This window comes from Pseudoalteromonas luteoviolacea, assembly GCF_000814765.1.
Taxonomy (GTDB): Bacteria; Pseudomonadota; Gammaproteobacteria; order Enterobacterales; family Alteromonadaceae; genus Pseudoalteromonas; species Pseudoalteromonas luteoviolacea_H.
Genome location: NZ_JWIC01000007.1, coordinates 454651 through 469120, shown reverse-complemented (window position 1 = coordinate 469120; position 14470 = coordinate 454651). Strand labels below are relative to the sequence as shown.

8 protein-coding genes are annotated in these 14470 nt (G+C 37.7%); 6 read left to right on the top strand and 2 right to left on the bottom strand.

The features are described 5' to 3' along the window. Window positions 1-1390 precede the first annotated feature (1390 nt). Window positions 1391-2746 carry a class II 3-deoxy-7-phosphoheptulonate synthase gene (locus tag JF50_RS16395; RefSeq protein ID WP_039610490.1) on the top strand — a complete coding sequence of 452 codons (1356 nt, stop codon included), beginning with the start codon at window positions 1391-1393 and terminating at the stop codon, window positions 2744-2746. A 29-nt stretch (window positions 2747-2775) separates the two neighbouring features. On the opposite strand, the gene JF50_RS16390 is transcribed toward JF50_RS16395, so the two are convergent. Then, a complete protein-coding gene (locus JF50_RS16390) occupies window positions 2776-3585 on the bottom strand; it encodes a pyruvate, water dikinase regulatory protein (protein WP_039610489.1) in 810 nt (269 codons plus the stop codon). 141 nt (window positions 3586-3726) lie between these two features. Between JF50_RS16390 and ppsA the strand changes: the two genes are divergently transcribed. Continuing rightward, a complete protein-coding gene (gene ppsA / locus JF50_RS16385) occupies window positions 3727-6102 on the top strand; it encodes a phosphoenolpyruvate synthase (protein ID WP_039610488.1) in 2376 nt (791 codons plus the stop codon). Between the two features lie 765 nt (window positions 6103-6867). Here the strand turns inward: ppsA and JF50_RS16380 are convergent. Next, window positions 6868-8169 carry an HD domain-containing phosphohydrolase gene (locus tag JF50_RS16380; protein WP_039610487.1) on the bottom strand — a complete coding sequence of 434 codons (1302 nt, stop codon included), beginning with the start codon at window positions 8167-8169 and terminating at the stop codon, window positions 6868-6870. Window positions 8170-8265: 96 nt separating this feature from the next. On the opposite strand from JF50_RS16380, the gene JF50_RS16375 reads away from it, so the two are divergent. From JF50_RS16375 to JF50_RS16360, 4 genes are all read left to right on the top strand, one after another. Continuing rightward, on the top strand, window positions 8266-9330 hold the full coding sequence (locus JF50_RS16375; protein WP_039610486.1) for a response regulator: 1065 nt from the start codon (window positions 8266-8268) through the stop codon (window positions 9328-9330). Further along, window positions 9327-9866: a heme NO-binding domain-containing protein gene (locus JF50_RS16370; protein ID WP_039610485.1), complete on the top strand. Its 540-nt coding sequence runs from the start codon at window positions 9327-9329 to the stop codon at window positions 9864-9866. The genes JF50_RS16375 and JF50_RS16370 overlap by 4 nt, the downstream gene beginning before the upstream one ends. 2 nt (window positions 9867-9868) lie before the next feature. Then, window positions 9869-10837: a sensor histidine kinase gene (locus JF50_RS16365; protein ID WP_039610484.1), complete on the top strand. Its 969-nt coding sequence runs from the start codon at window positions 9869-9871 to the stop codon at window positions 10835-10837. 486 nt (window positions 10838-11323) lie between these two features. Beyond that, the gene (locus JF50_RS16360) at window positions 11324-14446 is read left to right on the top strand and encodes a glycosyl hydrolase family 18 protein (RefSeq protein WP_039611003.1); all 3123 of its coding nucleotides are present in this window, start codon (window positions 11324-11326) and stop codon (window positions 14444-14446) included. Window positions 14447-14470: the final 24 nt, after the last annotated feature.

Sequence of the window (14470 nt, the reverse complement as noted above, 5' to 3'; positions counted from 1 at the left end):
AATATTGTTAGACTATGTGTTTAGAGTAGTTTTTAAAAAACATAAATATAATAGTGGTCATAGAACAAATCATAAAATAAAAGTAATTTAACATAATGACTGGTGGTAGCAACTTTTTCATTAGAAGTAAGTTTTCATTTTGCAAGATTGATCCTTAAAAGTTTTATCACTAATGAAATTTAACTTTAATAGCAAATGTATGATGTGTTCCTTTATAATATAGCGTTTATGGTACAATTAAACAAGTTGCTCTCTAAAAAGAAGACAGATCGTTAAAGATTAATTTAATAAAAAATTAGCCTTAAAATGTATTTTATGAATCAGTAGAAAACGATGCATTAATATTTATTTATCTTACTAAAATGAGATAAATATCTACTAAATAGGAGATTACATAAATCGAGAAAAATTTTTATTTGAAAGAAGTTTTAGCTTGTGATGAAAAAAATAGCGAACAAGGTTCAGTGAACTCTAAATTTGATAGGCATAGGCCCTAAGAAAATTTGACTCTAAAAGAAAAATGAAAGGGCATATGTGTAAAGCCATAAATGAATGTTCCACTTTCATATTCTAAAGAAAATATTCTCTTCTAAAAAAGCGTCACATATGCTATTTAAAATTTTTAATATACATAAAGAATGAGACTAAATATTAAAATTGTTTAAGGACCCATTGGTTCAATGAAATCAATTCGATTTAGAAAATTTTCATGGTATAAAAATTAACACCTCATATAGAGTTTTAACTAAAACATAGTTGAATATTTATCTTAAGTTTTAAATAAATTTTTACCTATCTTATTGGAGTACACAACATTGTTAGTGATTTTCAGATAGCACTTAAAACTTGACTAAAAATTTTCATTATTCATTTTTCTTGTAAAGAACGACTTGAGTTTACTTTTTTTAGTAAAAAAGAATCGAAAAAGATGAGTCATCCTGATTTTAACTAGGGAAAAATCATATAAAAATATGAAATTCTATTGTTAGGATCTCTTATTGTTTGGCCGAAAATAAAGTAATTAAAGTTTTTAATGTCAGACGCGAATCTAGTTAGTTTTCACAGACCATGAGGCTAATTTAAAACAAATGAAATTCTTTTAGAGTTGCTAATAGCATTTTATCAAAACCAACAATTTAACATAATAAAAAATGAGACTCAAAGTTTACAAGCAATAATTTGAATTTCTAAGGCTAACTTAGTTATTTGTTAATCTAATCCTAATTATTATCTGAGTTGTTACTACTCATTTTAATCAAAATAGTATGATGTGTTCTTTATTGCTCTATTGGTGCATCGTTAAAATAATTGAAATTTAACTAATTTGTGCTTGATGCTTACCGTCCTATACGATAACGTGCATTGTGAGGTAACTAATGAGGAATGAGAAATGAAACCTTGGAGTCCAGATAGCTGGAGAGATTTTCCGATTGTACAGCAACCGGAATATCCCGATAAAAAACTTCTGAATAATGTAGAGTCAGAGCTAAATGCAGCGCCGCCTCTTGTATTTGCTGAAGAGACAAGAAGTCTATATAAGAACCTTGCCGATGTGTGTAATGGAAAAGCATTTTTACTGCAAGGTGGAGATTGCGCAGAATCGTTTTCAGATTTTAGCGCTACAAACATAAGAGATACGTTCAAGACATTACTACAGATGGCAGTCGTCCTAACTTATGGTGGCAAGTGCCCAGTAGTTAAAATTGCACGTATGGCTGGTCAATATGCTAAACCTAGATCCTCTGATTATGAAACGATAAATGGCGTTTCACTTCCGTCATATCGGGGAGACATCATAAATAATTTTGAGTTTACCGAAGAATCAAGGATCCCTGACCCAAATAGGTTGATGAAAGCTTATCACCATAGTGCATCAACATTAAACTTGCTAAGAGCTTTCGCACAGGGTGGACTTGCAGATTTGCACCAGGTTAGTCGATGGAATATGAGCTTCGTTGCAGCCAACCCTTTACGCGATAAATTTCAACAAATGGCAAATCGCATTCAAGACGCATTAGAGTTCATGGAAGTCTGCGGTATTGATGCGTCAATTGCTCCAAGTTTAAAAGAAACACATTTATATACGTCTCATGAAGCACTGCTTTTAGGCTATGAACAAGCATTAACAAGAAGAGATCATCTTTCTGGTGATTGGTATGATTGTTCAGCGCATTTTGTATGGATAGGCGAGCGCACAAGACAGTTAGACCATGCACATATCGAGTTCTTTAGAGGCATCAAAAACCCGATAGGTGTAAAAGTTGGTCCAGGCATGGATCCTGATGAGCTAATCCGACTTATTGACGCGTTAAACCCTGAAAACATACCTGGTAGACTGACATTAATCACCAGAATGGGGGCTGATGTATTGCCTGAGAAACTGCCTAACTTAGTAAGAAAGGTCAAATCGGAAGGTAGAAACGTCGTATGGTCATCAGACCCAATGCATGGCAATACAGAGAAGGCGAGCACAGGCTATAAAACTCGAAGCTTTAACAATATATTAAGAGAAATTAGCCAATTCTTTGCAGTTCATAAAGCAGAGGGAACTTACCCTGGTGGTGTGCATTTAGAAATGACTGGCCAACATGTTACAGAATGTATTGGTGGAGCCTATGGTTTATCTGATGAAGATTTGGCTCAACGCTATCGAACTCAGTGTGACCCAAGACTAAATGCTGATCAAGTTTTAGAGCTTGGTTTCCTAGTAGCAGACTTACTTAAAGATGCTAGAGACAGAGTTTAATAAATAGGGCCGCTTAAAAGCGGCCTTTTTTAATACTTATTTCTTGATAGTCCAGCTTCAGCAATAATTTTTGCAGATATCTCTTCAACAGAAAACTTTGTTGAATTCAAAAAAGGTGTTTTATGTCTCTTGAATAACATTTCCACCTCTCGAACTTCAATTCGACATTGTCGAATTGATGCGTATTTGGAGTTAGCCATTCTTTCTTGTCGAATCGACGCGAGTCGGTCTGGATCTATCGTCAATCCAAACAATTTGCTTTTATGTTCTAGTAAAAATTTAGGAAAGTTACCTTTTTCTAAATCATCTTCGGTAATAGGGTAGTTAGCTGCTTTGATACCATATTGTAAAGCTAAATATAAGCTTGCAGGTGTTTTTCCACTTCTACTAACACCAACCAAAATAATATCAGCTTCATCATAGTCTTTTATATTCGCACCATCATCATTTGCAAGCGCATAGTTGACAGCTGATATCCTGAAGTCATAGGTTTTTTCATGAATACTATGAGTTCGGTGAACCTTAGGCACTGGTTTCACTTTTAGCTCTCGCTTAACAATTTCACTTGCATAAGACAAAAAGTCATAACAAACACCTTTTGAAGACAAAATAATGTCTGACAATTCAGGGTTAACGAATGTAAAAAATACCAGAGGTGGCTCACCACTGGTTTGTGCAACTTTATCAATAGTCGCTTTTATAGCATGGGCTTTTTCTACTGATTCAATGAAAGGCATTGTTTTATGGTCAAATTCTACCGGGAACATTGACAGGGTTGCATGCCCAAAAACTTCTGCTGTAATGGCAGTGCCATCTGATATATAAAATGCTGTTCTCATTTTAACCTTTTCATTACTTTTTTAGTATTTTTTCAAGTCTTGGTTTACGCGGCTATACTTACCGTTGTAGAATGCCTTCGACCTAAAGGAAGGTCAATTAATCTCTCACATTTATTACAATTTGTTTTTGGAGACAGTTCCGTGCAAGACTACGTTCTCTGGTATCAAGAATTGGGTATGCATGACGTACCTCGAGTTGGTGGTAAAAACGCTTCTCTTGGTGAAATGATATCTAACCTTGCTAACGCTGGTGTACAAGTACCAGGTGGATTCGCAACTACAGCAGATGCGTTCAATGAATTTCTTGAGCAATCAGGACTTAATGAAAAAATCCACACTATTTTAGACACCCTAGATGTTGACGACGTCAACGAACTGGCAAAAGTAGGTAGCCAGATCAGACAATGGGTCATCGACACTCCTTTCCAACCAGAATTAGACCAAGCAATTCGAGCAGCTTACAAGACCCTCCACGGTGACGATAGCAACGACGTATCTTTTGCTGTTCGTTCATCTGCAACTGCAGAAGATATGCCAGATGCATCATTTGCTGGCCAACAAGAAACTTTCCTCAATGTTCGTGGTATTGACGCAGTTATGGTTGCTATCAAGCACGTATTCGCGTCGCTTTTCAATGACCGAGCAATTTCTTATCGCGTACACCAAGGTTACGACCATAGAGGTGTCGCACTTTCTGCTGGCATCCAAAGAATGGTGCGTTCAGACAAAGCATCTTCTGGTGTCATGTTCTCTATCGATACTGAATCAGGCTTTGAGGATGTAGTATTCGTAACATCTAGCTATGGTCTAGGTGAAATGGTAGTGCAGGGCGCTGTTAACCCAGATGAATTTTATGTTCATAAGCCGACTTTAGCTAATGGCAAACCAGCTGTAGTAAGAAGAAACATAGGTTCAAAAGCTATTCAAATGATTTACTCAAGTGACGAATCACATGGTAAACAAGTAGAGATAGTTGACATGGATCCGGCGCTTTCGAACAAGTTCTCAATTACAGACGACGAAGTTCAAGAGTTAGCTAAGCAAGCAGTTATCATCGAAAAACACTACGGTCGTCCTATGGACATCGAGTGGGCAAAAGATGGTAATGATGGAAAACTATATATAGTACAAGCTAGACCAGAAACCGTACGTTCTAACGAAGATTCAAACGTTATGGAACGCTTCCAACTACAAGAGAAATCAAATGTAGTATGCGAAGGTCGAGCAATTGGTCATAAAATAGGTTCTGGTGTTGTAAGAGTCTTAACATCAATTGATGAAATGGATAAAGTTCAACAAGGCGATGTGCTTGTTACTGATATGACAGACCCTGATTGGGAACCTATCATGAAACGTGCTTCTGCGATCGTAACTAATCGCGGTGGTAGAACCTGTCACGCAGCAATTATTGCACGTGAACTAGGTATACCTGCTGTAGTTGGTTGTGGTAATGCAACTGACACAATTAAACACGGTGATGCAGTAACCGTTTCATGTGCTGAAGGTGATACTGGTTATATCTACGAAGGCGAATTGAAGTACGAAGTTATTTCTTCACGTATTGACTCGATGCCGGATCTACCTTTAAAGATCATGATGAATGTTGGTAACCCTGACAGAGCATTTGATTTTGCAAAATTACCACATGCAGGTATTGGACTAGCTCGTTTAGAGTTTATCATCAATCGTATGATAGGTGTTCATCCTAAGGCACTAATCAACTTCGATAATCAGTCTGACGAACTTAAAGCAGAAATTAGCGATATTATTGCCGGCTACGACTCACCAGTAGAGTTTTATATCGCAAAATTAGTTGAAGGTATTTCAACACTTGGCGCAGCTTTCGCTCCTGAAAAAGTTATTGTTCGTATGTCTGACTTTAAGTCAAACGAATATGCAAACTTAATCGGTGGTCAGCAATATGAGCCAGAAGAAGAAAATCCAATGATTGGTTTCCGTGGTGCTTCTCGTTATATATCGGAAGATTTTAGAGAATGTTTTGCATTAGAATGTGAAGCAATTAAGCGAGTGCGCAACGAAATGGGTCTTACAAATGTAGAAATTATGATTCCATTTGTAAGAACACTTGAAGAAGCAGCCAAAGTTATTGAGCTACTTGAAGAGCACGGTTTGAAACGCGGGGAAAACGGCCTTCGTGTAATCATGATGTGTGAACTGCCTTCAAATGCACTCCTTGCTGATGAGTTTTTAGAATACTTTGATGGTTTCTCAATTGGTTCAAATGATTTGACTCAGTTAACATTAGGTCTTGATAGAGACTCTGGGCTGATCGCACACTTATTTGATGAAAGAAACCCTGCTATTAAAAAGCTTCTATCAATGGCGATTAAAACTGCTAAAGATAAAGGCAAGTATGTTGGTATTTGTGGACAGGGTCCATCTGACCACGAAGACTTTGCAGCTTGGCTTGTAGAGCAAGGGATAGATACTGTTTCACTAAATCCAGATACAGTATTAGAAACTTGGTTATACTTAGCTGAAAAATTCAATAAGTAACCAATTACAAACTGCACCTAATGTTTAGGTGCAGTTCACTTTCAGTAGTTCACTTTCAGTAGTTCACTTTCAGTAGTTCACTTTCAGTAGTTCACTTTCAGTAGTTCACTTTCAGTAGTTCACTTTCAGTAGTTCACTTTCAGTAGTTCACTTTCAGTAGTTCACTTTCAGTAGTTCACTTTCAGTAGTTCACTTTCAGTAGTTCACTTTCAGTAGTTCACTTTCAGTAGTTCACTTTCAGTAGTTCACTTTCAGTAGTTCACTTTCAGTAGTTCACTTTCAGTAGTTCACTTTCAGTAGTTCACTTTCAGTAGTTCACTTTCAGTAGTTCACTTTCAGTAGTTCACTTTCAGTAGTTCACTTTCAGTAGTTCACTTTCAGTAGTTCACTTTCAGTAGTTCACTTTCAGTAGTTCACTTTCAGTAGTTCACTTTCAGTAGTTCACTTTCAGTAGTTCACTTTCAGTAGTTCACTTTCAGTAGTTCACTTTCAGTAGTTCACTTTCAGTAGTTCACTTTCAGTAGTTCACTTCAGTAGTTCACTTTCAGTAGTTCACTTTCAGTAGTTCACTTTCAGTAGTTCACTTTCAGTAGTTCACTTTCAGTACTTCACTTTTTATTGGTCAATTTTAATTTATTAAACTAACAATAGTATAAATTGCGCTTATAAAGATATATAGTATGATGTGTTCTTTATGTGGGTAGAACGATACACAAATAAGTATAATTAGTCTCAACTTTTAAATTGAGACATCATTTAACATAATTAATTGTCTACAATCATGATTCTGAATGGGGTAGGCTTTTGGGACTCTAATTGTTGCAACTTAGAAATGGAGTTGTCCGAAAAAACATGCCCTTTAGGTAATAGCATAATACCTTGCGCATTATGCATTGCTAAGCCCAATTCCATACCAGGTTTCAATTGGTGTGCGGTGAGTATACTCATGCTGCCAACTTTATCATTTTCAACCTGATCTTTAGACAATACGTTAAGGAGTGATTCAACGACTTTAGGATGATAAAAACTACCACTGTACATCTTAATAATTTCCAAAGCATTTTCTTTTCGTTCTTCCATGGGTCGTTGGCTTTGGTAAAGGTGTTCAATATAATCTCTTGCAACAGCAAGTATTTGTGCACCAATCGGTATTTCCTTGCCCTTTATGCCCTTTGGAACACCTTGGCCATTGTATTTTTCAAATTGACTATAAATTGACTCAGCAACATCACTTAGATGCTGAGCAGGCATTAACATAAGCTGTGCAGTTGCAGGGTGTGTTAGAAACACTTTTTTCTTTTCACTATCTAATTCATGAAAGGGGCGAGCATATAAAGTAGGATCCATAGCAAGCAAGCCAACTTGAGACAAGTAGCCTGACATCCTGACCATGTCAGCAATTTCAGCGCTCAACGAAAGCCCTTTAGCAACTTGATAGCAGAGTTTTGCAATATGCTTTGCCTTGTCTGCATCCAGATACGGGTTTGCATTAATGAAATTATAGAGTAACTCTACTGTACTGCGGTGTTCTTTTTTCTCATTTTCATTTGCGGACTCAAGCTGTTTAAGTACTTGCCTTATTTGAGAAGTTCGTTTTTCAACTAAACTTTCCAAATTTGTATTAAGCTCTTTAAGCTCTTCGTTTTGTGCTTGTACCTGCTTTTGTAGGGCATCATTTTGTTTTTTTAACTTCGTTAACTCAGCTGCTTTGTTAATTTCTCTTACTAGCTGTTCGTTGTTCCATGGCTTTTGAAGGTACCCATGTATACCGCCACTGTTGATCGCATTGATTGTGTCTTGAATATCTGAATAGCCAGTTAATAAGATCCTTCTTGCATCTGGAGAGATTGCCTTTGCATGCGTTAAAAACTCAGCGCCATCCATGTTTGGCATTCTCATATCAGAAATGATGACATCAAAATCCATTTCTCGAACTCGATCTAAGGCTTCATGACCGGACTGAAACAATTCAGCTTTTATCCCATTTTGTCTCAAAAGACGACCTAAAGAATTCAGTACACTTTTTTCGTCATCAAGACAAAGTACGACTATTGGTTCGTCATTCATATATAAGATGCACTCCAGCACACATTTATTGATTTGTTATTAGTTTTAAAACTAGACTAAACTTTAATAAGAAACAATATAATAGGCACGCTTTTAATGAAAATAAAACCAACGAATGTTTTGATATTAGATGATGATAAACTCGTTCTCAGATCTCTTTCGAGATCACTATCTCGTGTATTAAACGTCGACAATATTGTCACTATAAACGACCCTACGTTGGTTGAGCAGTACCTTTCTAATTCTGATGTGCAATATGACTTATTTATTACCGACTATCAAATGCCCTCAATCAATGGAGCTCAGGCATTAAAAATAGTACAAGTCAAAAGCCCAACGACTATCAGAGTACTCATGTCGGGAGACATTGGTTCGATACATAACGATTTTAACGAAGTGTCTGCAAATATATTTATGCCCAAACCCTTTTCAATAGATGATATCAATTTCTTGGGTTACATTTATCACAAGGCTAAATGCTTTGATGTGACTGACGACCATGAACTCAAACAAGGCTTTGTTCCCTACGTTCCTTTACCAGAAAAAAACACAGCTGAAACGCCAAATAAACAACATTCTTATTTAAATACAACTTCTAATTTTGAATCTTATATAAATGTTTCTAAATTAGAGAATAATGACAGAACTATCATTCTAGAAGCGAGTTCTGACTTACTAAATAAGCATATTGAGTTTTTAGACCGGTTTATAGATTCCGTTGGTTGGGTACAAATCAATAAAGAAATAGAGTTTTTTTTCGATTGGGCGCTTAAATCGTTCGTATTTTCAAGGCTCCATAACGTAACTGAAGAACAATCAATTGGTATATTTTGTATTATTTTTAGTTACTGGATAAACAAAGTGGTGTACTTATATTTAAAAGCTGGTTTTGGAAAGTCTTTTGAATTATCGATTCTAAATAGGTACGCATCAATATGGGGCGTTGATGAAAACCTTATTAACGAAAGACAAAAAATGATAGTTGAAAGCCCAAGCTCAGATTCAGCAATAATCTGTAAAACCGTTTTGGAGAACATTAACACAAACAACGAAAAAACAATATCGGACATTTTAATTTCGGAACACTCAAATATCGACAGCCTATGTGAATTCTTGTCGACTTCAAAACAAACTAACTCTATCGAAGAGGGCTCTATATGAAAGGTTTAATTTTTAGATGTTTAGAAGAGTTGGTAATTGAAACTAAAGGAATGGATTTATGGGAAGAATTATTAGAAAAACACTGCCCTGAAGACAGAGTTTATATAAGTGCGAGATCCTACCCGGATGAAGAGTTAGTAAATATGGCTATTAATGTTTCTGAAGTCTTAGAGCTGTCGCTACCTGACACCTTAAAGGCATTTGGAACGTATTTGTTTTCCTTTTTAGCCAAAAAGCACCCAGCGATCGTCTCAGAGTTTAAATCTTTTGAGGAACTTATTCTTTCTATTGACGAAGTGATACATAGTGAAGTTCAAAAGCTTTACGAGGAGCCGAATTTACCAACTATCAGCGCTAAGGTGGTTAACAAAAATACGATTGAGTTAATTTATAACTCACCACGAAAGCTATGTTTTTGCGCTGAAGGGCTCATTTATGGTTGCGCAGAACATTTCAACGAGGAAGTAAACATAGAACAAGCTACATGTACCCATAACGATGATGAAGTTTGTACATTTATTATAAATCATGGCTAATTATGCAAAACTATTACAAAGCGTATTTAAGAGAAAAGCAAGCTCGTGATGAGCTAGAAGAGCTATTGGAACAGAAGACAAGTAAGCTCTATGCACTTAATATTGAACTTGAGAAAAAGCTTGAACAGCTGCAACAGCAGCAAGTTGCGGTGGTCCAGTCCGGAAAAATGGCAACGCTTGGAACATTATCTGCTGGGGTAGCACACGAAATAAATAATCCACTCGCTTATCTTACATGTAATTTAGACACTTTAGCGAGTTACTCTGAGGACATAGGGGGCTATTTAAGTGCCATCACAAGGCTAATTAACAATGAACAAACTTTTGAACAATTCAAAAGTGAAATTGACCAATTACAACAAAGTGTGACAACGACAGATCTCATTCAAGATGTATCCGATATTTCGGAGGATTGTATAGAAGGTTGCCAACGGATCAGCAAAATCGTAGCTAATCTTCTTGACTTTGCTAAGCCAAAAATAGAAACCGATACAGAATTTGACATACATGAGGTCATTGACCACGCAACGGAATTATTAAAGAACAAACTCAAACAACTTCAGGTTACGATTGACTGTGAGAAAGAACTACTTATAACCGGTAATAAAGCAAACATAACACAAGCTTTTATTAATGTACTAGTTAATGCAGCTCAATCGTGTAACGAGAAAAGAGAATTAGACCCGCAGTATAAAGCCACACTAAAAATAAAAGCTCGGAATCGAGATAACCATGCAGTTATCGACATAAGAGATAATGGCAAAGGGATTGAAGAAGGGGTGATCAATAAGGTGTTTGATCCATTTTTCTCTACTAAACCATTAGGAGAAGGAACTGGCATGGGCCTAGCTGTTGTCTACGGAATAATTTCAAACCATCATGGAGTAGTATCAATAAGCAATAATAGTGAAGGTGGAGCGTCAGTTTCAATTCGAATACCGCTGTCAGATTCAACTAATCCCCTGTCATAATTACAAAATCCTCAAAACTCATTAGACTTAAGTCTAACCTTATTACAGCTTAGTAAAAATAAAATTAAAAAATATCTGTGAGGTGAATCAAATTCACAGATATTTAATCATTAATTTATATAACTATTAGATATAGCTTATAACCCACATAGGTTTACGTGCACGTCAACTTTCGGATAACTTTTATTTATGCGAAAGTTTACATTTAGACCCAGTTCAGACACACAACCCTAATAAGCAACTGTTATCTATGCAATAGTATTAAAATTTACCTATAAAAGAGATGAATTGGATTCATATGTAGCATCAGACGCCAAAAATTAGTTTTATTCATAGAGGGCTAAAAAAAGCAGTACATTAGTACTAATTGAAGAGAAAATGCGGTTACTATTTAACCACACCAACATTGACGTGTTTAATTTCTATGTTAGCTTTATTTAACAAATGTTAATCACAATTAATGTAAAGGTTGGTGATAGAATGAAAATGAGAAATCATATAATAAATGCACTCAAGTTGAGCTCAATCGCAATTGCAATTAGCACAACATATGCAAACGCATACGATTGTACTGGCTTAGCAGATTGGCAAAGCGGTTCAACTTACGTAGGTGGTAATCAAGTAGTTCAAACTAATGTTGCATACGAGGCAAAATGGTGGACAAGATCGGAACCAGCGTTGAATTCAGGCCCAAATCAAGAGTGGAAAAAGCTTGGTGAATGTAGTGGCTCTGGTGTGAATAACCCACCAGTTATCAGCCAGTTAAAGCCAGTAACAGGTTCTGAATTTAACCAAAATGACAGCGTTGCCATTAGCGTAAAAGCAGTTGACGTTGACGGAAACGTCAATCGAGTGGAGTTTTATGTTGACAATACACTTATCGCTACTGACACAACGGGCGTTTCAGACGTATTTGATGCTACTTGGACTGCTGGCCAGCCTGGTCAATATCAAGTAACTGCAAAAGCATTTGATGATAAAAACGAAGCATCAAATATACTTTCTAATCTTTTGACAGTAAAAACGTCAACGCCTGTGAATGAGGCACCGATTGCTACGCTTGACATTAAATCAAAACCTGTAGAACTCGTTGTTGGTAGCAATGTTGTTTTCTCACTTTCTGGGTCTGATGCTGATGGTACGTTAAGTAAACTAAGCTTTGCTGTAAATGGTACTGAAGTCGTTTCAACTAACGGTACTGCCACTGAGCACACTTGGGTTGCACCAGCCGACGGTACGTATAACTTCACACTGACTGTTACTGACAATGAGAATGCAAGTACCAGTGTTACAACTCAACTTCAAGTTGGTGCTCAAGTTCCTGGCGATAGAGATGCTTGTAAACCAGATGGTCTATACCAAACTCCTGGCGTAAATACACCTTACTGTACAATCTATGATGCAAATGGCCGCGAGCTTATGGGCGCAGACCATCCTCGTAGGGTTATTGGTTACTTCACAAGCTGGAGAAATGGTGCTAATGGCCAGCCTTCGTATTTAGTAAATGATATTCCTTGGGACAAAATTACCCATATCAACTATGCATTTGCTCATGTCGATGCTGCCAATAAAGTTTCGATTGGAGATCCTAACGCTGCTGGTAACCCTGCAACAAACATGGAATGGCCAGGTGTTGCTGGCGCTGAGCTAGACCCAACATTGCCGTACAAAGGTCACTTCAACCTGTTAACTAAATACAAAAAGCAGTACCCAGATGTCAAAACATTAATCAGTGTTGGTGGTTGGGCAGAAACAGGCGGTTTCTTTGGACCTGATGGCTCAAGAGTTAATAGTGGTGGTTTCTATACCATGACTACAAATGCGGACGGTTCTATTAACAACGCTGGTATCGAAACATTCGTAGCGAGCTCTGTTGAATTTATCCGCAAATATGGATTTGATGGTGTCGATATTGACTATGAATATCCTTCTTCAATGAAAGACTCAGGTCACCCGGATGATTTCCCAATTTCAAATGCAAGACGTGCAGGGTTAAACGCGTCTTATCAAGTCTTGATGAAACGTCTGCGCGAAGAGCTAGACAAAGCTGGTCAACAAGACGGCGTACATTACATGTTAACAATTGCATCTCCTTCGTCTGGTTACTTATTACGCGGCATGGAGACATTCCAGGTCACTAAATACCTAGATTACGTAAACATTATGTCATACGACTTACACGGTGCATGGAACTCGCACGTCGGCCATAACGCAGCGCTTTATGATACAGGCGAAGATTCAGAGCTTAAAGCTTGGAATGTTTATGGTACGAAAGAGTTCGAAGGAATTGGTTATCTAAACACAGACTGGGCAGTTAAATATTTCCAAGGCGGACTATCAGCTGGTCGAATTAATATCGGTATCCCATATTACACGCGTGGTTTCAAAGATGTTCAAGGTGGTACTAATGGTCTTTGGGGTCAAGCAGCACTGCCAAATCAAGCAGACTGTGCGCCGGGTACTGGTGTAGGTGAGAAGAATAAATGCGGTAATGGTGCCGTTGGTATTGATAACCTTTGGCACGATAAGAATGATGTTGGTTTAGAAATTCCAGCAGGCTCGAACCCATTGTGGCACGCTAAAAACCTGCAAAACGGCGTGTTACCAAGCTATCTATCTATTTACGGCTTATCACCTGACACAGACCCAGCTGACCAATTAACTGGAACTTATACACGTCACTATGATTCTGTGGCAGTCGCACCTTGGTTATGGAATGCGCAGAAGAATGTTTTCATCTCTATCGAAGATGAAGAATCGATGGGCACTAAAGTTGATTACGTAATCAATAAAGGGCTAGGCGGAATCATGTTCTGGGAACTAGCTGGTGACTTCGATTACGACCAAGCTAAGGGCGAATACTTCATGGGCTCTAGCATGACAACGTTGGCTTATAACAAGTTCAAACAGTCAGGGTCTCAATACGATGTACATCGTGGAGATATTGCTTTCCAAGTACCTACAGAGCAAGTAGATGTCTCATTTGAAGCGAAAAACTTCCCTGTTGGCGATGATAACTACCCAATAGCACCAACATTTACGTTCACCAATAACTCAAATATTGACTTATCTGGTGCGAAGATATCGTTTGATGTTCCAGTTTCAACTTCTGCAATTTTCAAATCCAATTGGAATGCACAAGAGAAATTGCAAATGGCTGTTGATGTAAACAGCTCCAATGCGGCAGGGAACAACATTGGTGGCTTCGATAATGACTTCCACAGATTCTCCATCACGTTTATAAACGAATGGGGCAATCAACCTAAGTCGTTCGCACCAGGTGAGTCTATTAACGCCCAAGTTATGTACTACATGCCAGTAACAGGACCTGTGAACTTTACGGCAGAAAAAGATGGCAAGCGCTACGCGTTCAAGTTTGAACATCCGACACTGCCAGCAGCTAAGCCTGGAGATGGTAACGGCGGTCCTATCACTCACTGTGAAGGCACACCTATTGCCGAAATAGCTGTTTACCCAACATTCCCTCGCGGTACACACGCAGGCCAAGGTGACCTTATCATCGATGGCAAGGGTGTTTACAAAGCCAAATGGTGGAGTAACAAGCAACCTTCTACAAGTTCAGATTATCAAAAAGTCTGTTCACTTTAGAAAGTAAACGGAGGAGGGCAACCT